Origin of the sequence: Actinomyces lilanjuaniae (genome assembly GCF_003606385.1) — a bacterium.
GTDB lineage: Bacteria > Actinomycetota > Actinomycetes > Actinomycetales > Actinomycetaceae > Actinomyces > Actinomyces lilanjuaniae.
Window position 1 is genome coordinate 144,279 of sequence record NZ_CP032514.1, and the last position, 23,926, is coordinate 168,204.

General features: G+C 69.7%; 25 protein-coding genes and 1 pseudogene. 14 read left to right on the top strand and 12 right to left on the bottom strand.

Features of this window, described 5'->3' with window-relative positions:
- Positions 1–394: 394 nt before the first annotated feature.
- From D5R93_RS00665 to eccCa, 3 genes are all read right to left on the bottom strand, one after another.
- Positions 395–2,224: an alpha/beta fold hydrolase gene (locus D5R93_RS00665; protein WP_120203163.1), complete on the bottom strand. Its 1,830-nt coding sequence runs from the start codon at positions 2,222–2,224 to the stop codon at positions 395–397.
- A gap of 209 nt (positions 2,225–2,433) precedes the next feature.
- On the bottom strand, positions 2,434–4,176 hold the full coding sequence (gene eccCb, locus D5R93_RS13690; protein WP_243106849.1) for a type VII secretion protein EccCb: 1,743 nt from the start codon (positions 4,174–4,176) through the stop codon (positions 2,434–2,436).
- Positions 4,177–4,203: 27 nt separating this feature from the next.
- Positions 4,204–6,558 carry a type VII secretion protein EccCa gene (eccCa, locus tag D5R93_RS13695; RefSeq protein WP_243106850.1) on the bottom strand — a complete coding sequence of 785 codons (2,355 nt, stop codon included), beginning with the start codon at positions 6,556–6,558 and terminating at the stop codon, positions 4,204–4,206.
- Between the two features lie 190 nt (positions 6,559–6,748).
- On the opposite strand from eccCa, the gene D5R93_RS00675 reads away from it, so the two are divergent.
- Genes D5R93_RS00675 through D5R93_RS00685 form a run of 3 tightly spaced genes read left to right on the top strand, consistent with a single transcriptional unit; the run spans position 6,749 to position 8,782 of the window.
- Positions 6,749–7,315 (top strand): hypothetical protein, encoded by a 567-nt coding sequence (locus tag D5R93_RS00675; protein WP_162933739.1) that lies wholly within the window; start codon positions 6,749–6,751, stop codon positions 7,313–7,315.
- A complete protein-coding gene (locus tag D5R93_RS00680) occupies positions 7,309–8,133 on the top strand; it encodes a hypothetical protein (protein ID WP_120203168.1) in 825 nt (274 codons plus the stop codon). The genes D5R93_RS00675 and D5R93_RS00680 overlap by 7 nt, the downstream gene beginning before the upstream one ends.
- A gap of 7 nt (positions 8,134–8,140) precedes the next feature.
- Complete coding sequence (locus D5R93_RS00685) at positions 8,141–8,782, top strand: hypothetical protein (RefSeq protein WP_120203170.1); 642 nt, start codon at positions 8,141–8,143, stop codon at positions 8,780–8,782.
- Between the two features lie 229 nt (positions 8,783–9,011).
- Here the strand turns inward: D5R93_RS00685 and D5R93_RS00690 are convergent, their stop codons facing one another.
- Together D5R93_RS00690 and D5R93_RS00695 are read right to left on the bottom strand one after the other, a co-directional pair.
- Positions 9,012–9,302, bottom strand: coding sequence for a WXG100 family type VII secretion target (locus D5R93_RS00690; protein ID WP_119836790.1), 291 nt, complete (start codon positions 9,300–9,302; stop codon positions 9,012–9,014).
- A 105-nt stretch (positions 9,303–9,407) separates the two neighbouring features.
- Positions 9,408–9,740 (bottom strand): WXG100 family type VII secretion target, encoded by a 333-nt coding sequence (locus tag D5R93_RS00695; protein ID WP_162933740.1) that lies wholly within the window; start codon positions 9,738–9,740, stop codon positions 9,408–9,410.
- Between the two features lie 448 nt (positions 9,741–10,188).
- Here D5R93_RS00695 and D5R93_RS00700 point away from each other — a divergent pair, with 448 nt between their 5' ends.
- From D5R93_RS00700 to D5R93_RS00750, 11 genes are all read left to right on the top strand, one after another.
- A complete protein-coding gene (locus D5R93_RS00700; protein ID WP_243106851.1) occupies positions 10,189–11,526 on the top strand; it encodes an EsaB/YukD family protein in 1,338 nt (445 codons plus the stop codon).
- The gene (eccB, locus tag D5R93_RS00705) at positions 11,526–12,851 is read left to right on the top strand and encodes a type VII secretion protein EccB (protein ID WP_119836787.1); all 1,326 of its coding nucleotides are present in this window, start codon (positions 11,526–11,528) and stop codon (positions 12,849–12,851) included. The genes D5R93_RS00700 and eccB overlap by 1 nt, the downstream gene beginning before the upstream one ends.
- A complete protein-coding gene (locus D5R93_RS00710; RefSeq protein ID WP_120203178.1) occupies positions 12,848–14,578 on the top strand; it encodes a S8 family serine peptidase in 1,731 nt (576 codons plus the stop codon). The genes eccB and D5R93_RS00710 overlap by 4 nt, the downstream gene beginning before the upstream one ends.
- A 183-nt stretch (positions 14,579–14,761) precedes the next feature.
- Positions 14,762–15,109: a hypothetical protein gene (locus D5R93_RS00715; RefSeq protein ID WP_162933741.1), complete on the top strand. Its 348-nt coding sequence runs from the start codon at positions 14,762–14,764 to the stop codon at positions 15,107–15,109.
- 1 nt (position 15,110) lies between these two features.
- On the top strand, positions 15,111–16,445 hold the full coding sequence (locus tag D5R93_RS00720) for a hypothetical protein (protein ID WP_120203183.1): 1,335 nt from the start codon (positions 15,111–15,113) through the stop codon (positions 16,443–16,445).
- On the top strand, positions 16,442–16,990 hold the full coding sequence (locus D5R93_RS00725; RefSeq protein WP_147392899.1) for a hypothetical protein: 549 nt from the start codon (positions 16,442–16,444) through the stop codon (positions 16,988–16,990). The genes D5R93_RS00720 and D5R93_RS00725 overlap by 4 nt, the downstream gene beginning before the upstream one ends.
- Positions 16,991–17,244: 254 nt before the next feature.
- A complete protein-coding gene (locus D5R93_RS00730) occupies positions 17,245–17,550 on the top strand; it encodes a hypothetical protein (protein ID WP_243106852.1) in 306 nt (101 codons plus the stop codon).
- A gap of 358 nt (positions 17,551–17,908) precedes the next feature.
- Positions 17,909–18,112, top strand: coding sequence for a hypothetical protein (locus D5R93_RS00735; protein ID WP_120203185.1), 204 nt, complete (start codon positions 17,909–17,911; stop codon positions 18,110–18,112).
- Positions 18,113–18,129: 17 nt separating this feature from the next.
- Positions 18,130–18,675: a hypothetical protein gene (locus D5R93_RS00740; protein ID WP_243106853.1), complete on the top strand. Its 546-nt coding sequence runs from the start codon at positions 18,130–18,132 to the stop codon at positions 18,673–18,675.
- A 17-nt stretch (positions 18,676–18,692) separates the two neighbouring features.
- Entirely contained in the window at positions 18,693–19,229 is a 537-nt protein-coding gene (locus tag D5R93_RS00745) for a hypothetical protein (RefSeq protein ID WP_162933742.1), read from the top strand.
- Between the two features lie 284 nt (positions 19,230–19,513).
- The gene (locus D5R93_RS00750) at positions 19,514–19,804 is read left to right on the top strand and encodes a hypothetical protein (RefSeq protein ID WP_243106854.1); all 291 of its coding nucleotides are present in this window, start codon (positions 19,514–19,516) and stop codon (positions 19,802–19,804) included.
- Positions 19,805–19,897: 93 nt separating this feature from the next.
- On the opposite strand, the gene D5R93_RS12985 is transcribed toward D5R93_RS00750, so the two are convergent.
- The 7 genes and pseudogenes from D5R93_RS12985 to D5R93_RS00775 all read right to left on the bottom strand — a co-directional run bounded on the left by D5R93_RS12985 (position 19,898) and on the right by D5R93_RS00775 (position 23,825).
- Positions 19,898–20,215, bottom strand: a complete 318-nt coding sequence (locus D5R93_RS12985) for a hypothetical protein (RefSeq protein ID WP_162933725.1) — start codon at positions 20,213–20,215, stop codon at positions 19,898–19,900.
- A complete protein-coding gene (locus D5R93_RS00755) occupies positions 20,172–20,753 on the bottom strand; it encodes a hypothetical protein (RefSeq protein ID WP_162933743.1) in 582 nt (193 codons plus the stop codon). The genes D5R93_RS12985 and D5R93_RS00755 overlap by 44 nt, the downstream gene beginning before the upstream one ends.
- 8 nt (positions 20,754–20,761) lie before the next feature.
- The gene (locus D5R93_RS12990) at positions 20,762–20,956 is read right to left on the bottom strand and encodes a hypothetical protein (protein WP_162933744.1); all 195 of its coding nucleotides are present in this window, start codon (positions 20,954–20,956) and stop codon (positions 20,762–20,764) included.
- A 10-nt stretch (positions 20,957–20,966) separates the two neighbouring features.
- Entirely contained in the window at positions 20,967–21,947 is a 981-nt protein-coding gene (locus D5R93_RS00760; RefSeq protein ID WP_120203194.1) for a hypothetical protein, read from the bottom strand.
- Complete coding sequence (locus tag D5R93_RS00765) at positions 21,944–22,237, bottom strand: hypothetical protein (RefSeq protein ID WP_120203195.1); 294 nt, start codon at positions 22,235–22,237, stop codon at positions 21,944–21,946. Before D5R93_RS00765 ends, D5R93_RS00760 begins: the two co-directional genes overlap by 4 nt.
- Positions 22,234–22,425: an SAV_915 family protein gene (locus tag D5R93_RS00770; protein ID WP_243106855.1), complete on the bottom strand. Its 192-nt coding sequence runs from the start codon at positions 22,423–22,425 to the stop codon at positions 22,234–22,236. The genes D5R93_RS00765 and D5R93_RS00770 overlap by 4 nt, the downstream gene beginning before the upstream one ends.
- Before the next feature lie 240 nt (positions 22,426–22,665).
- A pseudogene (locus tag D5R93_RS00775) lies at positions 22,666–23,825 on the bottom strand (PLP-dependent transferase).
- Positions 23,826–23,926 lie beyond the last annotated feature (101 nt).

The window sequence follows — 23,926 nt, forward strand, 5'->3', positions numbered from 1 at the left end:
TACTCCGCCCGTGCTCCTGTCCTCCCCTAATCCTGGCTCGCCTTGCCGGTGGGGCACACCACCCCAACATCACTGGTAGGGCGGAGGCGGTGGGGCCGCCCGTTCTTACTGGTGAGGCCTGGCTGTTTTCCTCTCGGCCGATGCTGATCGAACAAGCCCTCGCCTGCACCACAGGTTTCCTGGGTGGGTCGCGTGGGGCTGGGTTCCTGGGTGGGTAGCGTTGGGGCTGGGTTCCTGGGTGGGTTGCGTTGGGGGCTGGGTTCCTGGGTGGGCGACGTGGGAGTTAACTCTCCGGATGGATTGTGTGTGAGCGGATGCATGTGACCCGGCTCAGGGGACCGCACGCTGCGGCGCCCCCTGAGCCGGGCCAGTACTTTCTCAGGCCACTACCGCCTCAGGCGGCCTGGTCCTCAGGCATGGCCAGGGGGTCCGTGGGGCAGACCTGCCCTTCCTGCGGCAGCGTCCCCTCCGTGAGGAAGGTGTTGATGGCCTGGGTGGAGCACGTGTTGCGACCGACCGAGCCGTGCAGCGCCTCGTTGACGGACAGCAGGTGCCCGGCCTCGAGCTGGTCCGCCAGGGCCACCGACCACGGGTAGGGGGTCTGGGAGTCGTCGTAGACACCGACCACCAGGATCGGGTCCGATCCCGAGGCGCTCAGGGGTGCGGGGTCCCGGGCGTCCTCCGCGTGCCCCCAGCCGTGGCAGAAGGCGTCGATGTAGGCGCGCGTGTCGTTGTAGAAGAACGGGTAGGACTCCTTGAGGTCGGCGGCGTGCGCGTCCCACGTGGCCTCGTCCCCGGTGTCGGGGTAGTCCGAGCAGTGCACACCGTAGAAGGCGAAGTTGCTGTTCCAGTCCTGGGCGACCTGCTCGGGGGTCGGCAGCTGCTCCTGGACCCCGCTGTCCCCGCCGACCAGCGAGGAGACCGTCATGACGTTATCCACGAGGGTCGTCCCGTTGCGCTCGTTCATGGCCTGGGCCAGGCCCTCGGTCAGGTAGGGCCAGTAGCCTTGGTTCTGCGTGGTGATGCGCAGGATAAGGTTGAGCATCTGCTCCCTGTCGAGCCCGAACGGCTGGTCGTCAACAGGTAGGGGGTCGGCATCCAGACCAGTGAGGAAGGTGTCGAGCTGGTCGAGCGCCTCCTGTGTGGTGCCGCTCAGCGGGCACCCCTGCTCCCCCAGGCAGGACTCTACGTAGGTGCGCAGCGTGTACTCGTAGTGGGCGACGTTGTCGGCGTGGACCTGGGAGCGTGTGATGGAGGGGTCCATGGCGCTGTCCAGCACCGTGCGCCCCACTCGGTCCGGGAAGAGGTCGGCGTAGAATGCGCCCAGGTAGGTGCCGTAGGAGATCCCCAGGTAGTTGAGCTTCTGGTCACCCACCACCTGCCGCATGACGTCCATGTCCCGGGTCACCGTGACGGTGTCCATGTGGTCCAGGATCTCAGGCACCTCCGAGTAGGTCTCGCAGGCTGAGGCGTATTCCTGCCCAACGGCCACCATAGCCTCTGCACTGTCGGCCTGGGACCGCATGGTCATGAGCTCCATAGGGCCAGCCGGGCTGCTTGCCTCCAGGTCCTCCTCGCTGCTGAGGCCGAGGAGGGCGGCGGCCACGGCAGGGTCGTTGCCCTCTTGCTCCCGGGCACGCAGGTCCTCAAGATAGGCGGCCACATCCTCCTGGCTCCAGCAGGTCAGCGGTGTCGAGCTGCCCACGCCCCGGGGGTCGAAGCCGATGACGTCGTAGGTGGACAGGGTCTCCGGGGTGAAGAACGTGGAGGCTGCGGGGACGAGGTCAACGCCGCTGCCGCCGGGGCCGCCGGGGTTGAGGAACAGGGAGCCGCCCTCGGCGTCGCCGTCGGAGGCGGGCAGCCTCTTGAGGGCCAGGGTGATGGTCTGCTCGTCGGGCTGGTCGTAGTCCAGCGGCACCGTGAGGGTGGCGCACTCGTACCCCTCGCTGCCGTCCTCGCAGCCGACCCAGGCCAGGCCCTGGTCGTAGAAGCGCTGGAGGCCTGGGCTCGCGGCGCCAGGGGTGGCGGGAGAGGGCGCCGAGTCGGAACCCGACGATGACGTGCCTGGCGCGGCCGAGTCGGTAGCGCTGCTGCCCGGGTCCGGGGCAGGGTCCCCGGCGGCCGATGCCGAGGACAGGGGAAGGAAGGTAGCCAGAGGCAGCGCCAGACCCAGGGCCAGGGCACCCGAGGCCAGGCGTGACAGGCGGGAGTGTCTGTGTCTCATGGCGTCATCATTGCGTGACCAGCGGGAGACTCTCTCATCCTTTCGGATGAGATCACGATACGGTCTCGTCCTCCCTCGGAGGGGGTTGGAAGGCGGCCGGTCCTGGCGACCCCGGCGACAGTCGCATCTTCCCCCGGGGCCTAGAGACAGAGCGCACCTGGCCAGCGTCCGTAGGAAGTCCCCTCCGGGCGGCTTGGACCCTGACCCGGTTAGCGGCCGTACAGGCTCGGTGGTGCCCACGCGAGCTGGAGCACTCGCACGCCTTCGTCGCGGGTGATGAGGCGTGCCCGCCCGGGGGGCCCGGGCACAGGCTTCTGCCGACCCAGCAGCGGCCCCTCCTCCGGGTTGCCCGGGAGCATGATCCCGGGCGTGGACAGGTCGGTGAGCGTCTGCATGACCGGCTCGAACATGCCACGGGTGGCCCCACCGATACGCCGGGTCAGCACCAGGTGCAGGCCGATGTCCTGAGCCTGGGCCAGCAGGGGCTGGAGGACGAGCAGCGGGTTGGTCTGGCCTGTGACGACCAGGTCGTAGTCGTCCACGAGCAGGTAGATCTCCGGCCCCTCCCACCACGATCGGTTACGTAGTTGCTCGGGAGTCACCTGTGGCCCGGGCAGCCGTCGCTGGAGGTAGTCGTACAGGCTGCGGAGCTCCCCGGTGGCGGCATCACGGGTCGTGAGGTAGGCCAGCATGTGCTCTTCTGAGACCTCACCCAGCAGGGAGCGCCTCAGGTCGAGGACTAGAAGCCGCGCCTGGTCGGGCTGGTGGCACCGGCTCAACTCAGCCGCCAGGGCGCGCAGGAAGGAGGACTTGCCGGTCTTGGCGTCGCCGAGCACGATAAGACTGGGGTCCTTGCGCATATCAAGTTCCACCGGTGCCAGGCGGGCCTCGTCGAGGCCGATCACAGGCCCGGAGCGGGCGGGCACCCGCTCTCGCAGCGCGGCCAGTTCCACACGGGTGGGCAGAAGGCGGAGCTTAGGTCCGGGTGCGCCCTTCCACGCGCTGGCCACTGCGCGGCAGGCCTGCTCCACGCCCTGGGCCAGGGAGGCCGGGGCATGGTCGCCGTCGATGCGCGGCAGGGCCAGGAGCATGTGGTGGCCCTGGGCGTCAAGGCCACGCCCTGGTCTGCCCTGAGGTACGGTCTGGGCCACCTTGCGGCCGTGCTCGGAGTCAGCAGCGTCACCCATGCGCAGCTCGATCCTGGTGCCAATCAGGTCGCGGATCTGGGGGCGCACGTCCATCCACCGCACCGAGGACAGGACGAAGTGGACACCCAGGGCTAGTGCCCGTGAAGCCAGATTCATCATCTGCGCCGCGACATCCTCGAAGTCCGCGCGCAGGGTGCCCCAGCCGTCCACGACCAGGAAGATGTCCCCGTACCCGTCGTCGAGGTTCCCGGCGGAACGCTGGTGGCGGTAGGTCTGGATGGAGTCCACCCGGTTGGCCCGGAAGTAGCGCTCCCGGTCGTCAAGCAGGGAGGAGATCTCAGCCATGATCCGGTTCACCACGTCAGGGTCGTCGCGGGTGGCCATGCCCGCCAGGTGGGGCAGGTCCTGCATGGTGGCAAAGGTCCCGCCACCCAGGTCAATGACGTAGACCTGCACCTCGGCCGGGGTACGGGTGAGGGCCAGTCCCATCAGGAGCGAGCGCAGGGCGGTGGACTTGCCTGACAGGGGAGCACCGACCACCGCCACGTGCCCGCCCGCCCCGGACAGGTCCACGGTGAAGTGCTCCCGACGCTGCTCCAGGGGGATGTCGGTGACCCCCAGGGGCACCACCAGGTCACCGCGTGACCTCCAAGAGGGGGAGACCAGCCCCAGGGCGTCGTCAGTCACCAGGTCGCCCGTCAGGGAGTCGAGCGTCTCACTGACCTCCAGGGGCGGCAGCCAGATCTGGTGGGCAGGAGTGCCGTGCCCCGCCATCCGGCTCACGGCGATGTCCAGCATGGACATGTCTGCGTAGGGTCGTCGTGGGAGTCGTTACCGTCCGCGGCGCCGGTGTCCGCAGTCAATGGCGCAGCGGGTGGCGTGACGGGCGGCGGGGCGGTGGCGGGGGAGGTGGGGCTGCTGCTCCAGGGCCAGCGGGCACCGCGCCAACAGCCGCCTCGACAGCCCTGACAGTCTCAGCGGCCGTGAAGGGGACCACCTCGACCGGGCCGGTGGGCTGAGGGGCAGCAAGGACCTCCTCGCCCCAGTGCGGCTGCGGGGAGGGGCGTGTGGGTGGCGGCCTGCCACGTAGGCGGCCCGGAAGCGGGTCATAGTCTGGTTGTCGCTCTTGAGGAAGCCCGATCCAGGCAGGGAGGGTAGCTCGTAGGCGTCGGTGACCCCCAGGACCACACGGGACTCCATGGCGGAGAAGGTGCGCAGGCCGATCCGGTAGGACAGGTGGGAGTCCAGGCCGCGCAGCCGCCCCTCGTCCAGGCGCTGGGAGGACATGAGCAGGTGGACTTGCAGGGAGCGGCCCAGGCGGCCGATAGCCACGAAGGAGTCGATGAGCTCGGGCCTGGCGGACAGCAGCTCGGAGAACTCGTCGAGGATGACCAGCAGGGCGGGCAGGACAGGGCCGTTGTGGCGTCCCGCGCGCCGGGCCTCCTCGTAGTCGGAGACGTTGGCGTAGTTCCCGGTGTCGCGCAGGATCTCCTGGCGTCTCACCATCTCTCCACGCAGGGCCTCCTCCATGCGGTCAACCAGGTCCAACTCGCTCTCCAGGTTGGAGATCATGGCGGACACGTGGGGGAGCTCGGACATGCCGGCGAAGGTGGCTCCGCCCTTGAAGTCAACCAGGACAAAGTTGAGCTGCTCGGGTGAGTGGGTCAGTGAGAGTGCCAGGACCAGCGTACGCAGGACCTCTGACTTGCCCGAGCCTGTCGCCCCCACCAGCAGCCCGTGGGGACCCATCCCGCCCTCGGCCGACTCCTTGATATCCAGGCTCACTGCCTCTCCCTCCGGGGTGACTCCGAAGGGGACGCTGAGGCGCTGGTCGCCGCTGCGCCGCACCCACTGGCGCTGCGGGTCGAAGTCCCGTACGTCGCCCAGCCCGAGCAGTTCCATGAGGTCGGCCGAGCGACTAGGGTCGGAGGTGCCCACCGGTGCGGAGACCACCTCCTCCCCAGCCGTGGTGAAACGCGCGGCCAGACGGCGGGCCACCGCCTCGGCTTCCTCCGTGCTGAGCAGGTCGACCACGACTGGGACGGGGTCCTGACCCGCAGCCAGGAGCTGCGCCTCCGGCTCGCCTGCTCCAGCGGCACCAGGAGACAGAACCAGGCGCATCCTGGTCTGTGACACTGTGTGCGACGGGGCCTCTACCAGTTCGACCACCGTGACGCCGGGCAGGTCTGCCTGCGCGGCCAGCGGTGAGGACGGGGAGATGCGAGAACCGTCAACCACGACGAGGACATGAGGCTGTGGCCTGTCGGCCTCCTGGTTCTCCTGGAAGGAGAGGCCGTGCCCCTCCAGTGCCCCCGGCAGCCTGTCGGCCAGCTCCTCCAGCGAGGCGGCGATGAGACGGGCAGGACCGGCGGCATCCTCCACCCGCTCGGACCAGGCGTGGGGAGCCCATTTGACCCATTCCCATGCTGGAAGGCGTTCCTGGGCGGCCACCACGACCACGCGCAGCATGCTGGGCGGCGTCAGGGTCATGAGGTGGGCGAGCAGCGCCCTGGCCTGTGCCCGGGTGGACTCGCCCGCTCCCGCGATCTCGAGATGAGAGATACCGCTCAGGGAGGTGCTTAGCGGGAGGGCGTCCACATGGGTGTGGGTGTCCAGGAAGCGGCGCATCGCCGACTCGCACACCGGGTCCGGGCTGGCCAGCGCGCCCACTTCCTCCGCCTCCAGCCTGGCCGCCAGCGGCTGGGTGGAACGTCCCACCCGGACCCTCAGCGGGTCCGAGCCAGAGCGGGCGCGCTCCCACACGCGCACACCCTGGTGGGCCAGGAACGGCAGCGCCTCAGGGTCCGGCAGGAGGGAGAGGGCGCGACGGCGCTGGAGCGCGGCCGTGCTGCGCACAGTGTCACGGACCTCCGAGAGGTAGGCCAGGTACTCCCGCCGCTGGTTGGCGACGTTGTTCCTGTGCTGCCGGACCTGGCGGTAGATGTTGGCCGCCACCATGGACAGCATCGCGACCACCATGCCGCCACCCATGAACATCATCCGGGTGTTGCTGCTGTTAGACACCGCCATGAACACCATGACGCCCATCGAGCCCGTCAGCGGCAGCACCATGGCCAGCGTGCTGGTCGTGTCCTGGGGGATGATGGCGTTGGGAGGCGCCTTGACCTCGATCGTCTCGGTCGGGGCCTCCAGGGCCTCGGGTCCGCTGGCAGTGTCGTCGTTCAATCGGGGCCTTCCGTCGGGGGCCGGGACAGCCAGCAGATGACAGTCAGCGGATGAGACGTGCCATCCGCTTCTGCCACTGCGTGCTCGCTCGATAGAATCGTGACTACCCTACCCACAGTAGTGGCTGGCCCGGTGGCCTGTCCTGCGTCCTGCCGACCCTGCCCCGTCACCCTTGGAGCGTGTACCCGGAATGAGTACGACCAGCACGCACGTGACCCTCGTGCATGAGGGGGAGCGGCTCGACGTGGCCGTGCGCACCGGGACGACAGTTGCCGCGCTCCTGTTCTCCCAGACTGCCCGCCTAGGCTTCCAGGAGGTCAGCGTCACGACGGCGGACGGGGGCTACGTGGGCGGCAGTGCCGTCCTGGGCGCCGACGTGCCGGAAGGCTCCGTGCTCCTCCTTGGTGACGACGGACCCCGTCTGGGTGCAGGCAGAAGGGGTCGGCTGCTCCAGGCTGCTGGACAGGTCCTGCGGGGCACGTCGCTGGTTCTTCCTGCGACCCTCCTGGTGGCGCTGCTCGTGCTGCTACTGGGTGGGGTGCCCGCAGTGGTGGGGTGGCCCGTGCTGCTGCCCCCGGCAGCCAAGGCTGCGGGCGCAGCGCTCATCGTCCTCCTGGTCGCCTGCTCTGCCTGGCGCACGGGGGAGGAGGAGAGGACTCCCACGCATGAGGCTGCCGCGTGCCTGGGGCTGCCCCTGCTGGGGGCGGCCGGCGCGGTGCTGCTGGTTCCTGGGGACTGGTGGACCCGGGTGTGGTGACGGCGCTGGCAGCATCGTGGGGTGCCGCTGCGGCAGCCATGCTCCTGTGGCTGGCCCGCCGTGGTGTCGGGAGCGCGGTGTCGGTGTGGTCCTGGACGCTTCTCGCAGTCCTAGTCACCTGTGTCTACGCGCTGAGTCTGCCCCTGACGCCTGTTCTCCTGGTCGTCATGGCGCTCGGGGCGGTGGGCGGCCTGCTGGTCCCCGGCCTTGCCGTGACCTTCCCGGACACCCAGGTCCTGGACCTGGACGCGCGCAGGCTGGTGGGCAGGTCGGTGCGGGAGCGTAGGCCGTCCAGGGCAGCACGTGTCACCGGCTCCCGGGCCGCTCGCACGGTCCGGGACGCGCTGGTCGTCTCCGTTGAGCTGGAGGTGGTCCTGGCCGCGATGGTGGTGGCTGGCAGCCTCACGGCCCTGCGGGTTGCCGCCACGGATGGCGTGGCGGCATGGGGTGCGCGGGCTGAGGTCGCGTCTGTCCTGGCCCTGCTGCTGCTCAGGCCGCGGACGGCCCGGTCCCGGGCCCTGCGCCTGCTGCCACGGGTCGCGGTCGCAGTGGTGATGGTTGTAACGGTCCTCGCCGCCTGCCTGTCGGGCTCTGAGGACGTCCTGGCCGCCACGCTCTCTGGCGGCTCCGGCAGCATGGTCGCTGGCGGCCTCATGCTGGCCGGGGGCGGACTGATGACCGCTGGCGTGATGCTCAGTCTTCACCCCTCGGCGTGGTGGGGCCGGGCGGGTGACCTCGTGCAAGGGCTCGCGGCCCTGTGCGCGCTTCCATCGGCGGTGGTTGCCGCTGGACTGATCGACACGATGAGGCAGATATGAGGCAGGTATGAGGCAGGTTCGGCCCGGCACGGCTGTGCGGGGTGCCCACACCTCCTGGCGGGCGCTGACGGCCGGCGAGGCGGTGCTCGCTGTCCTCCTGGACGTCCTGGTGGTGGCGCTGCCCGCTGTGGCTGTCGGCGTGGGGCTGGGATCAGGCGTCCTCGCCTGGATGGTTGCTCTGGAGACCGTGGTGCTGCTGGTGCTGGTAGAGGCTCGCTCGGGGCGCACGCCGGGCCTGCTGGCGGTGTCGGCCGCCTCCTCTGCCCCGAGCCGGGGAAGCGCACCGGGCCTGGGCAGGGCCTCCGCTCGTGCCGTCCTGCGGCTGCTGCTGCCGTTGCAGCGACGCACCGGCGAGGCTGCGGGTCCCGGAGCCAGGCAGTCCGTGCTGGATCTCCTGACTGGTACGGTCACAGTCACCAGCCGTCCAGGTCCTGCTGCCGTCGTGGCGGGGCCTGCTGCGCCACCGCCGACATCTCCCGCTCCCCCGCCTCCACCTGGGGCTATTCCACCTGGGACCGTTGTCTCCAGCGGCCTGCTCACGCCTGACGCAGCCAGGCCAGAGCTAGCGGTGCAGCGACCAGTGCAGCCGTCGACACAGGGGCGGCGTGCTCCTCGGCACCGGGCGATGACGCCACCCGAGGCCCCGTAACGCGTTCAGGCGGCGGTCTTGCTACCGGGGATCATGCAGCGGCTGGCCTGGGACTTGTCCAGGTACCGTGAGTGCGTGTGACCAGGCAGGTCGGTGAGCCGCTGCCCCGGCACCTGGAACTGAGGGTGCCCCGGGACTTGCCCAGGGCACCCCCCGACAACACGCAGCCCTCCTCGGGCGGAGTCGGCTTGCTGCGACAGGCTCTCTGCCGCCCTGCGGCTCGGACGGCTCAGGCGCCGAACAGGCCTGCTGCGCTGGAGTCGGTCGAGTTGTAGTTCGCCGACGAGGTGGACACGTGGGCACCCAGGCGGCCGATCTGGGTCTGCATGTCGTTGAGCGCCGCCCGGCACTCGGCCATGGCGATCGTGTACTGCTGCTGCGCCTGGCCGCTCCAGTCAGACTGGGTGGGCCGCAGTTCAGCGTCCATGTTCTCCACGTTGGCTGCACTCTGCGCGGAGGCCTGCGTCATGGCCTCGGACAAGGCAGCCAAGGAACTGTAGTTCACAAGCATGTCGGTCATCTGTGCTCTCCTTCAGGGATGTTAAGGGCACTGCGTCGCTGAATGGTGTAGACGGGGCGGGCCTGGTGGCCCACAGGTACCTCATACCTCTGTGAGTTGCTGGAATCAGCCCGGCAGCCCGTGGTAGGTCCCCACGCTCGCTCCGATCTGCGCGGCAGCAGAGGCTGCCTCCTCCTCGGTTGCCTGGTAGCTCTTGTCGGTGCTACGCAGGGCCTCCTCCAGGGAGTTCAGTGCCCGGTCGATACGGTTGGCGGCCTCCATCCACTGAGTCACTACCTGGGTAACCGCAGTGGCGCCAACCCCCTTCCACCCGGCCTGGGACTGTGCTGAGGCGTCGGAGACGCGGCTGGCGATGGTCTTCTGCTCTGCCCGGTGCGTGGACACGGTGTTTGCTGCGTTGACGAGTGTCCCGCTACCAGCGGCAAGGTTCTCACTCACTGAGGCTCTTCCTTTCTCGGGGGTATTGAGCTCACGCGTGTGGGTCATCGGATTATGTGGTCCTGGCCAGCGCCCTCGCAGGGCCGGTCCTACCTGGTCGCCGCCACTGGTTGTCGTGGCGGCATTACCAGAGAGGCCTGTAAACGCAGGGCACATAAACATGACCGTAAGACCACACTAGTGCATGTCACGAAGTCGTCACACCCGGTTCGTAAAGTGATCCATGCCGCTTTTTCGCTGGGTGGGTCGCGGGCTCGGATCGTGGTGGCCGGGTCCGGGTCGTGAGAGAGCCGTTCCTGCCCCAAGCCAGCCGGTGGCGGAGGTGCCGTCAGGCGATGCGGACCTGTGAGACCGAGGTGCCGTGTCTGTCCCGTGACTTACGATGGAGGCTGTTCCGTGGCATCTGCGACGACGTCGTGGGTCGCTGTCCCCGTTCCAGGAGATCGCCGTGACTCCCCCGAGCACCTCTGTGCGTGAGCCCTCCCTTGTGCCGGTGACCGTCTGGCACGCCAGTATCCCGACGGACCTTGCCCTGTCCTCCACGGTCCCGCTGGTTGAGCTCCTCCCCGCCCTGGCACAGCGTCTCAGTGCGCTTGACCACCAGGCCTCCTCCTACGGCCTGCACCTGGTGACGCAGGACGGCACCGTGCTGGACAGCTCCCGCTCACTGGGCGACCAGCGGGTGCGACCGGGGGCGGTCCTGACCCTGGCACTGCGAGATACCAGGGCGGCGCCGCGTTACGACGACCTTGTCGAGGCGGTAGCTACTGCCGTGGAGGAGCAGCAGACCGCCTGGGAGCCGCGCGACTCCGTAGCGATGTCCCTGGCGGCCTCCTGCCTGCTGTTCCTCGTGGTGGGGGTTCTTCTCCTGCGCCAGGGGCCTGGGGACCCGCTGGTGCCCCTGAGTGCCGTCGTCGTCACGGGTCTGCTGGTCCTGGCTGCCTACGCGCTTGACCAGCTGCGGATCGCGGGCACCTGGGCAGTGGTCATGACGGCTGGCGCCCTGGCGGGCGTGGCTGGTCACACCGCGCTGGAGGGGTCGGCGACGGGCCTGAGGCTGGAGGCGGCCGGCGCTGCCGCTGCTGCGGCCGTCGCCCTGTGCGCGCCCACGCTGCGAGGCAGCAGACCGGTGCTGGCCGGGCCAGCCCTGGTGTGCGTTGCCTTGGTGGGCACTGGCCTGGGGACCCAGGGGCTGGGCTATCCGCTGCATCACGTGCTGGCGGTAGTCACGGCGTGTGCAGCTGTCATCTCCCTGATTGCGCCCTGGCTGGCCCTGGCCTCGGTTCCGGTCACGGTCAGCCTGCCGGACCAGGCTGGCAGGCCGCCGCTACGTGGTCCGCAGGACGAGGTGTCGCCTAGCCTGGTCGCCCGGGTCATGGACATGACCGGCCTGGTCCTGTCCGTGCGGGTCTCCTGCTCGATCACCGTCCTGACATGTGTGCCCGTACTGATGGAGACGGGATGGGAGGGGGCTGCCCTGGTGGCGGCCGTGGCTGCCGCCTTCATGCTCTCCACGCGGGCGGTCCGCTCCCGCAGTGATGTCCTTGCCGGTGTCGTGGGCGGGATGGCCGTGCTGGTGGTCGCCCTGGTCGTGACGGTCACCTCTCGCACGGACCTGCTCATGCCTGCGGTGGGAGCGGTCGGTGCCGTCGGGGTGGCGGTGCTCCTCCTCAATGTCCTGGGGCCGTCCTACCGGCCACGCCTGGCGCGGGCCGCCGACGCGGTCGAGGTCCTCGTGCTCATGACGATCCCGCCCCTGGCTGCCGTCGTCGGTGGGGTGCTGTGATGGCCTCCAACAGGGACATCCTCAATGCGCAGCGCTTCAACCGGCAGCGACTGGTCATGGCGTTCGTCGCCGGGACCCCGGGTGGACGGGAGGTGGAGCCGAGTGGCACAGTGCGGCCGCTTGTCGGCGGTGTCGCCGTCACACTGGTCATCCTCCTGGTGGCCTTCGTGGTGGGCCGGTTCACCTCCAGCCTGCCGGACGGGTGGGAGGACAGCACGCTGGTCGTCGTCAGGGACGAGGGGACCCGCTACGTCACCATCGACGGCAGGCTGCGCCCGATCACCAACCTCGCCAGCGCGCGTCTGCTGGCTGAGTCGGGATCCTTCCAGGAGGTCTCGGTCAGCGCGGACACCCTTGACGGTATCGAGCGGGGGAGCCGGGTGGGGCTTGAGGACGCCCCCGAGGAGCTGCCCGGCTCCGACTCCCTGGTCTCCCAGGGGTGGTCAGCCTGCTCCACCACCTCGACCGCGACCTCCGCCTTCCTGGGCACCTCACCGCAGGGACAGGCTGCCGCCGACCACGCGCTGGTGTCGGTGGAGGGGACCATCTACCTGGTCGCGGAAGGGAGGAGCCATGAGGTCCCGGCTGAGGTCAGCGGGGCGGTCCTGCTCGCGCTGGGGCTGGACTCGGAGCCGGTGGTGGAGGTGGACGCCACCTGGCTCAACCTCTTTGACCAGGGCTCCGTGATCGAGCCGTTCACGCTGCCCGAGGCCGGGACACCCGCAGACGCCCTGGCCAGCACGGTGGAGGACGCTGTCTCCGGCATGCTGCTGTCGGTCACGGACACCTCCGGGGAGCCGCGCTTCTACCTGGTCCAAGATGACGGGACCCTGGCCCGGCTCACCGAGGTGGAGGTAGACATGTACGAGCTGGGCAACCCGGAGGTGCAGGCTCGTGAGGTCAGCGCCGCTGACCTGGCCCAGGTGGCCACGGCGGAGGCGGGCTCGCCCAGGGACTGGCCCCCGGTCCTGGGGGCGGGCGTCGGTGAGGGGCAGAGCGTGTGCGCGGTCCTGCAGGTTGACGGCTCCGGCGGGTTCACGACGGGCCTGGGTACTGCCGACCAGCTCGGTGACGGGGGCGTTAGCGTCGAGGGCGGGACGGGCGCCCTGGTCCGCGCAACCTCCGGCGGCTCGGCCGGGACGGTCTTCCTGGTCACTGACGCTGGCCGCGCCTGGGCGCTGGGAGGGGACCCGGTGGACACGCTACAGCGACTGGGCTACTCGGAGGAGGACGTCGCCTCCGTCCCCTCCCCCTGGCTGGCGCTGTTCCCCACCGGCCCGGAGCTGTCCTCGCAGGCCGTGTGGGAGGGGGTGGCCCAGCAGTGAGGGGCAGGACTCCGGAGGGGCACAGGCCGGATGCGGAAAGCAGGGGCTCGTGGGCGGTCCGTCGGTGTGGTCTGCTCCACCTGCCGTGGCGGCTGCTGGTTGTCGCTGCTGTCGGGGTCTGGCTGGCTGCGCTGGCCGCAGCAGGGCCGACGGCTGCGGCCCCTGTTGAGCCCGACGACCCCGCACAGGAGGAGACCCAGCAGGCTCAGGAGGAGCCCTCGCCCCAGGAGGAGGCCACCGACTCGCAGGCGGAGGAGACTCCCTCCCCTGAGCCTGAGCCGACACAGGAGCCTGACGAGGCTGAGCCGACGGACGAGCCGACGCAGGAGACTGATGAGGTCGAGCCGCAGGAGGAGCCGGCCCCTGTGGCGCCCGCGCCGGTGCAGACCGCACCGCCTGCGGTGAACCAGGAGCTTTCCGGCTGCGGCGAGCTCGCGGAGGAGGGGGCTCTGGACGAGGAGGCCCAGGACGAGGAGACGCCGGTCCCCCTTATTGAGGACGCCCCGGCCGTCTTCTCCCAGGTCGGCGTGGAGGCGGCCTGGGAGGTCTCCCGGGGCACGGACGTGGTGGTAGCGGTCGTCAGCTCCGGCGTGGACGCCTCCAACCCGCACCTGGAGGGTGCTGTCGTCCCGGGGGCGGACCTGATGAGTGGAGGGGACGGGACGGTGGACGAGGACGGCCAGGGGACTGCTGTCGCCGGCCTGATCGCCTCCAGGCCGGTGGAGGACTCCGGGCTGGTGGGTGTCGCCCGGGAGTCGCTCATCATGCCTGTCCGGGTCTTCTCCGGCACCTCGGAGGCGGTTGTGGAGGAGGGCCGGGGGCCGCAGGCCTGGAGGACGGCCCAGGGCATCAGGTGGGCGGCTGACAACGGCGCCCAGGTTGTCGTGGTGCCTCAGGCGCTGGAGGACGACGCCCCCGAGCTGGCCGAGGCCGTCGCCTACGCCGCGCAGGAAGGGGCGCTGGTCGTAGCCAGCGGGGGCCAGGCTGAGCAGGGTGAGCCGGACAGCGGCCAGGGCGGTGCGCAGGGCTCTTCCGCGACGTCCACCCCTGCGGGGACCGGGGGAGCCTCCCCGGGGGCTGGGGATGGTGACCAGGACACTGACACGACGGAGGAGCCGCGGTACCCCGCAGCCTATGAGGAGGCGCTGGGGGTGACGGCGCTGGACGCCGACGCCGCAGTATCTGACGCCGTGGTCCACGGCTCCCACCTTGACCTGGCGGTGCCCGCGCAGTCCGTGCTGACGACCTTCCTGGGCCAGGGTGACTGCCTGGTTGCCCGCAACGCCCCGTCCGCCTCCCTCGCCACCGGCTACGCCGCAGGGGTCGCAGCGCTCGTGGTGGCTGCCTACCCGCAGGAGGACCCCGCCGAGTGGGGGTACCGGCTGACGGTGACCGCCTTGCGCGCTATCCCGGAGCAGGCCTCTCCGACCGTGGGGTGGGGTGTGATCGCGCCCTATGCCGCGCTGGACTTTGTCAACGACGGCACGGCCCTGGGGCCGGACAACCCGCGTGGCGCCAGGCAGGCTGCGACCCCGGCGCAGGCCTGGGCGACTCCGCCGGTGAGCGACCCCGGTCCGGCCCGCAGGGCGAGCCTGGCCCGCAGGGCGGGGACAGCCGGGGCTGTGGTGCTGGCGCTGGGCCTGGTGGGCTCCCGCATCCGGTCCGGGAACGCTTCCGGGAGCAGGTCCGCCCTGGGTGGTGGGGGCGGCAGCGCCCCGAGGCTGTGAGGGCGGGGCCGGTTACGCAGAGGTACTCTTAGTGATCCTAATCACAGCTGTGACGAAGAAGGGTCGAGGCTGCGTATTTAACGTAGGGTTATCTGCGTGTGACCGCCGGGGGCTCCTGGCGGACTGCTTCTCGTGTCCGTGTTCTCAACGTTCCCAACGTTCTCGATGCTGTGGAGGCCTGTGGTGGCAGGAGCGGATATTCATATTGTCGCAGGCGATCTGGAGACGCTGGCCGCGTCTCTGGACGGTGTGCGTGGCAGGATCGCTGCCCTGGACGTGTCCGCTCCCCTGGAGCCGGTGGGTGCAGCCATGCCCGGTTCGCTGAGCTCAGGAAGAGCCGGGAGCGCGGTGAGCCGCCTGGAGAGCCAGGGCCGGGTGGTGGGAGGCCGCTACGGGGCCGTGGGTGAGGGCGCCCGGGCCCTGGTGTCCGCTCACCAGGCCAACGACGAGTCCGTGGCGCAGGGCGCGGAGTCAGTGGGAGCCTCGGCTGCTTCGGTGGGCCAGTGGGCGCGTTCCAGGGGACTGATGTGACATGGTGGCGTGGAGTGACGTCTGTGCGTGGCGGCCTGACCCTCTGGCGGAGGCCGGTGACGGGCTGAGGAGCCTGGAGGTGTCGTTGAGGGGCCTGGCGGATGAGGCGCAGGTGGCGGGCTCGCGGGTGGTCTCACTGGGTGCCGGCGTGGAGGCGGCGCGTGCGGCGCTGCACCGGTGCGGGGCGTGCCACGACGAGCTGGTAGAGGAGGTGGGAGCGCTGGCGCGTGCCACGGCTGAGGCGTGTGAGGGCGTGGTGGAGGTGCGGCGCAGGGTACTGGACTGCCAGGACTTTGCTGAGGCGCGGCCCTACCTGGCGCTGGGTGGTGACGGGTCGGTGTCGGTGTCGCTGGTGTCTGCTGCTACGGCTGGTGGTTCTGGCGGCCTGGCTGCGGGGGCTGCGGCTTCTGGGCAGGCGGTGGCCGTGGGGCTGGGTGGTGCCGTGGTGGAGGCGGCCCGGGCCCAGGCTGAGGCGCTTGAGCTGGAGGCGATGGTGGCCTCGGCTCTGGCCCTGGCCACCGAGGTGGATGAGGACTACGCCAGTGCTTTGGCCGGAGGGCAGGCGGCGGCCTCCGGGGCTGCTCACGCCTCTGGTGGTCGCGGTGGTCGCGGCGGTCAGGAGGACCAGGGCGGCCCCACGGTGGGTACCGGGCTGGGTGAGCCGGTTCCTGGTGAGGAGGCGGAGATGCCTGGTGTGGACCCCTGGGTCTACCCCGGGGACTCTGAGTTGGAAGGCTCGGGGGAGCACGGGCAGCGGTGGCCGAATCCCATGGACGTCTTGGTCCATGAGGCGGCCAAGAGCGCGGCGGTGGCGTTGTCGACGACGTGGCCGGACGCGGCTATGAACCTCCTGCACTACCTGAACAACAGCGGGGCACCCAAGCACGTCAACGTGGACAAGATGCTGGAGGACACGACGAGCCTGGGCGCGGAGGCGGAGAAGGTGGTTACGAGGACGGTGGGTGAGGCGGTGGAGGACGCCCGGGCTAGCGGGGTGGACGGGCCGGTGACCTACCCCTTCACCACCGAGTGGGAGGGGTACTACATCCACTCCTGGGAGGACCAGAACTGGTTCTACGCCACGGCCGGGGGCCGCTATGCCACGGAGGGCACGGTCACGGTCTACCCGCCTACGCAGGACGACCCGGAGTGGACCTACTCCTACGACTACCGTGTCCACGTAGCGGACCGCTACAACTGGGACGGGCAGAAGTCGACCCAGATCCTCGGTATGAGGATCAGTGACGAGCAGCTTCAGGAGCTGCACCAGGCGGGGATTGCCCAGGAGTATGACCTGGTGGGGCAGTCGTCGGTGATGAGTGGGAGTGGGCCGTGAGTCGGGGGGCTGTGGTGCGTCATGTGGTGGTGGCGGTGTGTCTGGTGGTGTGTGTGGTCCTGTGCGGGTGGGGGTTCCTGGTGCGTGAGGACGCGCGGGCCAGGAGGATGATCGCCCAGGCCTCGGCGTCGGCTAGTGCTGCGGGTGTGCAGGTGGGGGCTCCCTACCCGGCGGACGTGGACCACCTGGAGGAGATCCTGTCCATTGAGCCGGGGTACTCGCTGCCTGAGGGGGCGCGGGTGGTCTCGGTGGGGCCTGCGGTGCGGTTCGAGGAGGGGTTCCCGGGCGGGTGGGGGTATGTCATCGCCTTCACCGCCGAGGAGCAGGCCATCCGTGACTACGTGGACGCCGAGACGGTGTACTCCGGTGCCAATATCGAGAACCACCCGGTGGTGGACTCGACGCCGATGCGCGTGCAGCTGGCGGACCTGGACCTGGACAGTATCTCCCGGCCCTGGGATGAGGGGCTGGCCGGGGGAGGCAGTCTGGTTCTGGAGCGTCCGCTGGGGCGTGGGTGGCTGGTCATCCACAAGGGCGGGCGGTGACCGGTGGTGAGCGGGTCGTGAGTCGGGGTGTGGTGCGTCATGTGGTGGTGGCGGTGTGCCTGGTGGTGTGTGTGGTCCTGTGCGGGTGGGGTTCCTGGTGCGTGAGGACGCTCGGGTCGGGAGGATGATCGCGCAGGCCTCGGCGTCGGCTAGTGCTGCGGGTGTGCAGGTGGGGCTCCCTACCCGGCGGACACCGACCACCTGGGGGAGATCCTGTCCATCGAGCCGGGGTACTCGCTGCCTGAGGGGCGCGGGTGGTCTCGGTGGGGCCTGCGGTGCGGTTCGAGGAGCGCTTCCCGGGCGGGTGGGGGTATGTCATCGCCTTCACTGCCGAGGAGCAGGCCATCCGTGACTACGTGGACGCCGAGACGGACCTGTCGGGTGACATTATCGAGGAGTACTCGGTGGTGGACTGGACGCCGGGGCCTGTGGAGCTGGCGGACCTGGACCTGGGCAGTATCTCCCGGCCCTGGCGGACGGGGCTGGCCGGGGGAGGCAGTCTGGTTCTGGAGCGTCCGTTGGGGCGTGGGTGGCTGGTCATCCACAAGGGCGGGCGGTGACCGGTGGTGAGCGGGTCGTGAGTCGGGGGGCTGTGGTGCGTCATGTGGTGGTGGCGGTGTGCCTGGTGGTGTGCGCGGTCTGTATGGTGGCCTACCAGCTTCGTGTGGGTGCTGAGTTCCGGAGGGCTGCTGCTGAGGCCTCGGCGTCGGCTAGTGCTGCGGGTGTGCAGGTGGGGGCTCCCTACCCGGCGGACACCGACCACCTGGGGGAGATCCTGTCCATTGAGCCGGGGTACTCGCTGCCTGAGGGGGCGCGGGTGGTCTCGGTGGGGCCTGCGGTGCGGTTCGAGGAGGGGTTCCCGGCGGGTGGGGGTATGTCATCGCCTTTACTGCCGAGGAGCAGGCCATCCGTGACTACGTGGACGCCGAGACGGTGTACTCCGGTGCCGATATCGAGGACCACCCGGTGGTGGACTGGACGCCGGGGCCTGTGGAGCTGGCGGACCTGGACCTGGACAGTATCTCCCGGCCCTGGGATGAGGGGCTGGCCGGGGGAGGCAGTCTGGTTCTGGAGCGTCCGCTGGGGCGTGGGTGGCTGGTCATCCACAAGGGCGGGCGGTGACCGGTGGTGAGCGGGTCGTGAGTCGGGGTGTGGTGCGTCATGTGGTGGTGGCGGTGTGCCTGGTGGTGTGTGTGGTCCTGTGTGGGTGGGGGTTCCTGGTGCGTGAGGACGCTCGGGTCGGGAGGATGATCGCGCAGGCCTCGGCGTCGGCTAGTGCTGCGGGTGTGCAGGTGGGGGCTCCCTACCCGGCGGACACCGACCACCTGGAGGAGATCCTGTCCATCGGGGAGGGCAACAGCCTGCCTGAGGGGGCGCGGGTGGTCTCGGTGGGGCCTGCGGTGCGGTTCGAGGAGGGGTTCCCGGGCGGGTGGGGGTATGTCATCGCCTTCACCGCCGAGGAGCAGGCCATCCGTGACTACGTGGACGCCGAGACGGCGCGCTTCGGTGCCAATATCGAGGACTACCCGGTGGTGGACTCGACGCCGATGCGCGTGGAGCTGGCGGACCTGGACCTGGGCAGTATCTCCCGGCCCTGGGATGAGGGGCTGGCCGGGGGAGGCAGTCTGGTTCTGGAGCGTCCGCTGGGGCGTGGGTGGCTGGTCATCCACAAGGGCGGGCGGTGACCGGTGGTGAGCGGGTCGTGAGTCGGGGTGTGGTGCGTCATGTGGTGGTGGCGGTGTGCCTGGTGGTGTGCGCGGTCTTGTGTATGGTGGCCTACCAGCTTCGTGTGGGTGCTGAGTTCCGGAGGGCTGCTGCTGAGGCCTCGGCGTCGGCTAGTGCTGCGGGTGTGCAGGTGGGGGCTCCCTACCCGGCGGACGTGGACCACCTGGAGGAGATCCTGTCCATTGAGCCGGGGTACTCGCTGCCTGAGGGGGCGCGGGTGGTCTCGGTGGGGCCTGCGGTGCGGTTCGAGGAGGGGTTCCCGGGCGGGTGGGGGTATGTCATCGCCTTCACCGCCGAGGAGCAGGCCATCCGTGACTACGCGGAGACGCGTGCCGGGATCGTTGATCGTACTCTTGAGAGGAGTCCGGAGGTGACGCAGTACACGGACGGTGTGGAGGACGTGGACCTGCGGGACGTGTCGAACCCGATGAGTACCCGTTTTGGCCGTGCTGTTTTGGTTCTGGAGCGTCCGCTGGGGCGTGGGTGGCTGGTCATCCGCAGGGGCGGGCGGTGACCGGTGGTGAGCAGGGAGCGGGCCGTGAGTGGTGGGAGGGGGCTGGTTCGTGAGGTGGTGGCGGCGGTTGCTGCCTTGGTGGTGTGCGTGGTGGTGCTCCTGGGGGTCTATGTTGCGGGGCACCTGCTCCTGGGTGGTGCCCGGGCTGAGAGGGCTGCTGCTGAGGCCTCGGCGTCGGCTAGTGCTGCGGGTGTGCAGGTGGGGGCTCCCTATCCGGCTGATGTGGAGCACCTGGAGGAGATCCTGTCCATCGAGCCGGGGTACTCGCTGCCGGAGGGGCGCGGGTGGTCTCGGTGGAGCCCGCTGTCAACTTTGCAGAGGGCTTCCCGGGCGGGTGGGGCTATGTCATCGCCTTCACCGCCGAGGAGCAGGCCATCCGTGACTACGTCACGGATCGTGTTGGCTATAAGTACATTGAGAGCCACCCGACGGCGGACCCGAGTGATGATGGTGTGGAGGATGTGGATCTTAGTGATGTGACGGCTCCGTGGGTGGGCGGGTTCGATAATGCCACGCTGGTTCTGGAGCGTCCGCTGGGGCGTGGGTGGCTGGTCATCCGCGGGGGCGGGCGGTGACCGGTCGCCGTGTGGCGGGGTCGCACGCTCCTGCCGGGGGTGCGGCACCGTGGGAGGACCGGACCGGCCAGGTGCCGCCTTTGAGACGAGCCTCTACGGCGTAGGCGCGGGGCTGTCCGGGTCCTGCTGGTGGTTGGTGGGTGTTTCCTCGGTTTGGTCGGGGGTGGCTGGGTGAGGGTGGCGATGCGTTGGGGGCCGTGGGGGTGGCGAGCTCGTGGCGGTGGTGGGGTGGGTGGAGTAGTGGTGGAGGACGTGGTGGAGGTGGGTGTGGCTCAGGGGGAGGCAGTACATGGGGAAGCGCAGGGTCAGGCCGGTGCTGGTGGTGACCAGGGCCTCGTTGTTCACGACGGCGCTGGTGAGCTCGGGGCTAGTTCCCAGGGGATCCAGGTCTCGTGGCGTCCGCCGGGCCACAGCCACACGCCCTCGGGATGAGGGACAGTGCGGGTCTGCCTCGTCGGGTCATGGGGGTCTTGGACCAGTAGTAGGAGGCCATGCCGATGTGGACGGCGATCCATGTCTGAGTGAGGCCGTTGCCGTTGTAGTAGGGGCCCTGCGGGGTGAGCAGGAGGATGCCTGCGGCCAGGGCGATGCCCACTAGCATGCAGGCGGGTGGGACCTGCTCCCACATCAGCAGCCCCCAGTGGGTGGGGAAGACGGTGGCGCGGTGTGCCTGGTACCAGCGCTGGTGGCAGGAGCGCCGTCGGCGCAGCAGCCACCACCGGCCCGTGGCCTGGACGATGATGGCTGCCCCGCTGGTGGTCAGGATGACGACCGTGGGCAGCGCCCACATGGACAGCATGATCAGCACCAGCACGATGAGCATGGCCAGTAGTATGACTAATTCCCCGATCTCCTTGGCAACTGTCGCGTCAGCCTGGTCGTAGGGCACGACCCGCTGCGACCGCCTTCCCTGACGCCGGGAACGCCCCGACAGCTCCTGCTGACTCACGCCGCCCCCTAGTTGTAGCGCCCGCCAGGCTGGCTCACGGCCTCGGCCAGCGAGTTCCAGGCGTCCTTGGCGGCGTCAGCAACAGAGCCAGCGGCATCCTTAAGACCCTCGTCAATCCTCTCACGAATATGAAGAGGAACAGCCTGCTCGTAGGCATAGCCCACGCCTGTAGCGACAATAGCGGAAGCAACTACCGGTGCCAAGAACGAGGTGCTAGCGGTGAAGAGCGCTGCGGCCCCTGCCCCGCACCCGCCGCGACGAGCACCTGGGAGGGCGAGCCGCCCTGGGCGAGCTCGGTGCCGATGAAGCCGACCGCGATGAGGACGTTGGCACGTCTGGCGAGCTGGTTGCCTGTCTGCTGCAGGTCCCCGCCTTGTTCATCCAGCGCGTCAGTAGCCGGGAGTTGTCGATGACCCGGTCGATCTCCGCCTGGGTCGGGGACAGGGGGCTCTTGAAGTGCAGGCTCCTGGACTGGTTCGCCCCCTTCATCAGCGCCTTGCTGTGCGCCTTGTTCCTCAGGGCGGCCGCCTTGTCCCCGTAGTGGTTCTTGATCTCGGTCTCTGTGCCCTTGGCGGCGATGTCGCCGACCGTGCTGCGGACGCCGCTGAGCACGGTGTCGCTGAGGACCTCGGCCTCGGCGAGGACCAGGTTGTCGGTGATCCAGGTCTCCAACTCGTCGCGGGTGTGGGTCACGTCCTCACGCAGCTCGTCAAAGACCTCCTTCCTGGCCAGGTAGTCCTCATAGGAGTCGTGAGCAGCCTGCCACTGCTCGGCCTGCTTGGTGGTGGCGTCCTTCGGCCGGCTGCCCGGGTCCTCTACAGGGGTGGGCGCGTGGATAAGGTAGCCGCTCACTGTCAGGCCGCCATCGCGTGCCCGGCCCCGGTGGCCGGTCATGTCGTCCTGGCGCCAGCCCAGCTGGTCGGCGAAGGCCCGCACCACATCTGCGGCCTTTCGTGCCCGCTCGAAGGTGTCGGTGCACGCTAGCTCGACGTTGTGGGAGTAGTCCTCCACGGCCTCCGCCGTCTTCCCGGCAAGGTCCTGCGCGGCGGTCGTGGTGCAGTGTGTCAGGTGACAGTAGCCGTCGTAGACGTCCTCCTTGAGGTCGTAGAGCCAGTCCGCAGCCGAGTGCACGGAGGCGGGGCTTCCGGGGATCTCGGTGTCGATGGTCTCGGTTCCTGTGGCTGCCTCGGTCATGACATCTCCTCCGCCATGCTCCGGAACGTCTGGGCGACCTCCTCGTCGTAGCCGGAGATGAGGTCTACCGCGTCCCTCATGTGGGTGGCGCCCAGCTCGGCGGCCTGGGCCAGGGTGCCCGCGTCCTCACCCAGCTTAGCCAGCATGCTCATGACGAAGTCGGCCCCGTCCCCACCGTCCACCGACTCCGGCATGGTCGGTGCCTGCTCCTCCAGGGTGTCCTGCGCGTCACTGAAGGTGGAGGTGATACGTGCCGCGTAGTCGACGTCGATCTCCAGGTCCCGGCTCACCGTGCTGCCTCCTGCTGGCCGGGCTGGCGCCACAGCTCGCGCGGCACCTCGGGGTCCAGGTAGATCACCTGGTAGGGCTGCACCGAGTCCAGGTCCCCCAGCCGCTCAGTGGGGTAGAGGACCCAGGGCTGGTGGGGACCCATGCCCCGCACCAGGCGGTCCAGGGCCGTGTAGGCCAGCAGCGCCACGCGCCCGTCCTGGGTCTGGCGCAGCTCGATCTCTGCCCCGTAGGCGCTGCTGCCCCGGTGGAGGGAAGGTAGACCACCGGTGGGACCACCGGCTTGGAGGGCGGCTGGTGACCAGGCCCGCCTGCCGGGACTGGGGGACCTGTTCGTGCGCCGGGGTATACCCCTGGCTCAGTCCGGTGTATATCCACACCGTGATGCTACGTGACTGGATCGTGACTGTCTAGTGGCGCACGGTTTTTGTCACTCCTGCGCCGCCTCCAGGGCCTGCTCCAGGTCCGCCACCAGGTCCGCGGCGTGCTCCACGCCCACGCTCAGGCGCACCAGTCGGTCCGTCAGCCCGTAGGCGGCGCGCACCTCCTCGGGCACGTCCATGTGGGTCTGCGCCACCGGGCAGGTCACCAGGGACTCCACCCCGCCCAGGGACTCCGTGAAGGTGAACACCCGCACCGCCCCCAGGAAGGCCGCCACGTCCACCGACTCCGCCAGCTCGACGCTGACCATCCCCGAACGCCCCGGGTAGAGCACCCGGGCCACCGCCGGGCTGGCCTCCAGGGCCGCCACCACGGCGCGGGCGTTGGCCTCGTGACGCTCCAGGCGCAGCGCCAGCGTCTTGAGCCCACGCAGCAGCAGGAAGCAGTCGAAGGGCCCAGCGTGGCTCCGGTAGTATTCAGTCGATAGCTCAGGCGCTCCGCCAGGTCGTTGTCGCCGACCACCACCACCCCGGCCATGACGTCGTTGTGGCCGCCCAGGTACTTGGTGGCCGAGTGCACCACCAGGTCCGCCCCCTCCTCCAGGGGCCGCTGGCGCAGCGGGGTGAGGAAGGTGTTGTCCACCACCAGCCTGGCCCCGGCGGCGTGGGCCAGCTGCGCCGCCTCACGGATGTCGATCTCCGTCATCATCGGGTTGGTGGGCGACTCGATGACCACCAGGGAGGCAGGCGTGGCCAGGGCGGCACGCAGCCCCTCGATACCCACCACGAAGTCCACCGTGTAGGAGCCCTCCTCGTCCAGGACCTCCAGGTAGCGGAAGGACCCCCCGTAGAGGTCCTGGAGGGCCACGACCCGGCTGCCGTGGGGCGCCAGAGTCAGCACCGCCAGCTCCAGGGCCGCCATGCCTGAGGACAGGGCGAAGCCCGCCGTCCCGCCCTCCAGCTGCGCCAGGGCGTCCTGGAGGACGTCGCGGGTGGGGTTGGCCGTGCGCGTGTAGTCGTAGCCGGTGGACTGCTGCAGCCCTGGGTGCCCGTAGGCGGTGGACAGGTGGATCGGGGTGGTGACCGCCCCGGTGGCCGGGTCCGTGCCGGTGCCCGCCTGGACCAGCAGCGTCTCCAGGTGCAGCCTGGCGGTGTGCGGGTCGTCGGCGGGCGGGGTGGTCGGGTGGTGGTGGACGGGAAGGTGCGGCAGGCGGGCTGCTGGCTAGCCAGTGGCTCAGGCAGTGGCTTGCTCAGGGGCTCGGTCATGGCTGTGCTCTCCTGTGTGGTGGTCGCTGTGGTGGCGGGGCGTCG

What these genes read in the sequence shown, in the direction of transcription:
- D5R93_RS00665 (WP_120203163.1), bottom strand. Translation starts at nt 2,224, where the DNA reads ATGAGACACAGACACTCCCGCCTGTCACGCCTGGCCTCGGGTGCCCTG.
- eccCb (WP_243106849.1), bottom strand. Translation starts at nt 4,176, where the DNA reads ATGTCCATGCTGGACATCGCCGTGAGCCGGATGGCGGGGCACGGCACT.
- D5R93_RS00675 (WP_162933739.1), top strand. Translation starts at nt 6,749, where the DNA reads ATGAGTACGACCAGCACGCACGTGACCCTCGTGCATGAGGGGGAGCGG.
- D5R93_RS00685 (WP_120203170.1), top strand. Translation starts at nt 8,141, where the DNA reads ATGAGGCAGGTTCGGCCCGGCACGGCTGTGCGGGGTGCCCACACCTCC.
- D5R93_RS00690 (WP_119836790.1), bottom strand. Translation starts at nt 9,302, where the DNA reads ATGACCGACATGCTTGTGAACTACAGTTCCTTGGCTGCCTTGTCCGAG.
- eccB (WP_119836787.1), top strand. Translation starts at nt 11,526, where the DNA reads ATGGCCTCCAACAGGGACATCCTCAATGCGCAGCGCTTCAACCGGCAG.
- D5R93_RS00720 (WP_120203183.1), top strand. Translation starts at nt 15,111, where the DNA reads ATGGTGGCGTGGAGTGACGTCTGTGCGTGGCGGCCTGACCCTCTGGCG.
- D5R93_RS00760 (WP_120203194.1), bottom strand. Translation starts at nt 21,947, where the DNA reads ATGACCGAGGCAGCCACAGGAACCGAGACCATCGACACCGAGATCCCC.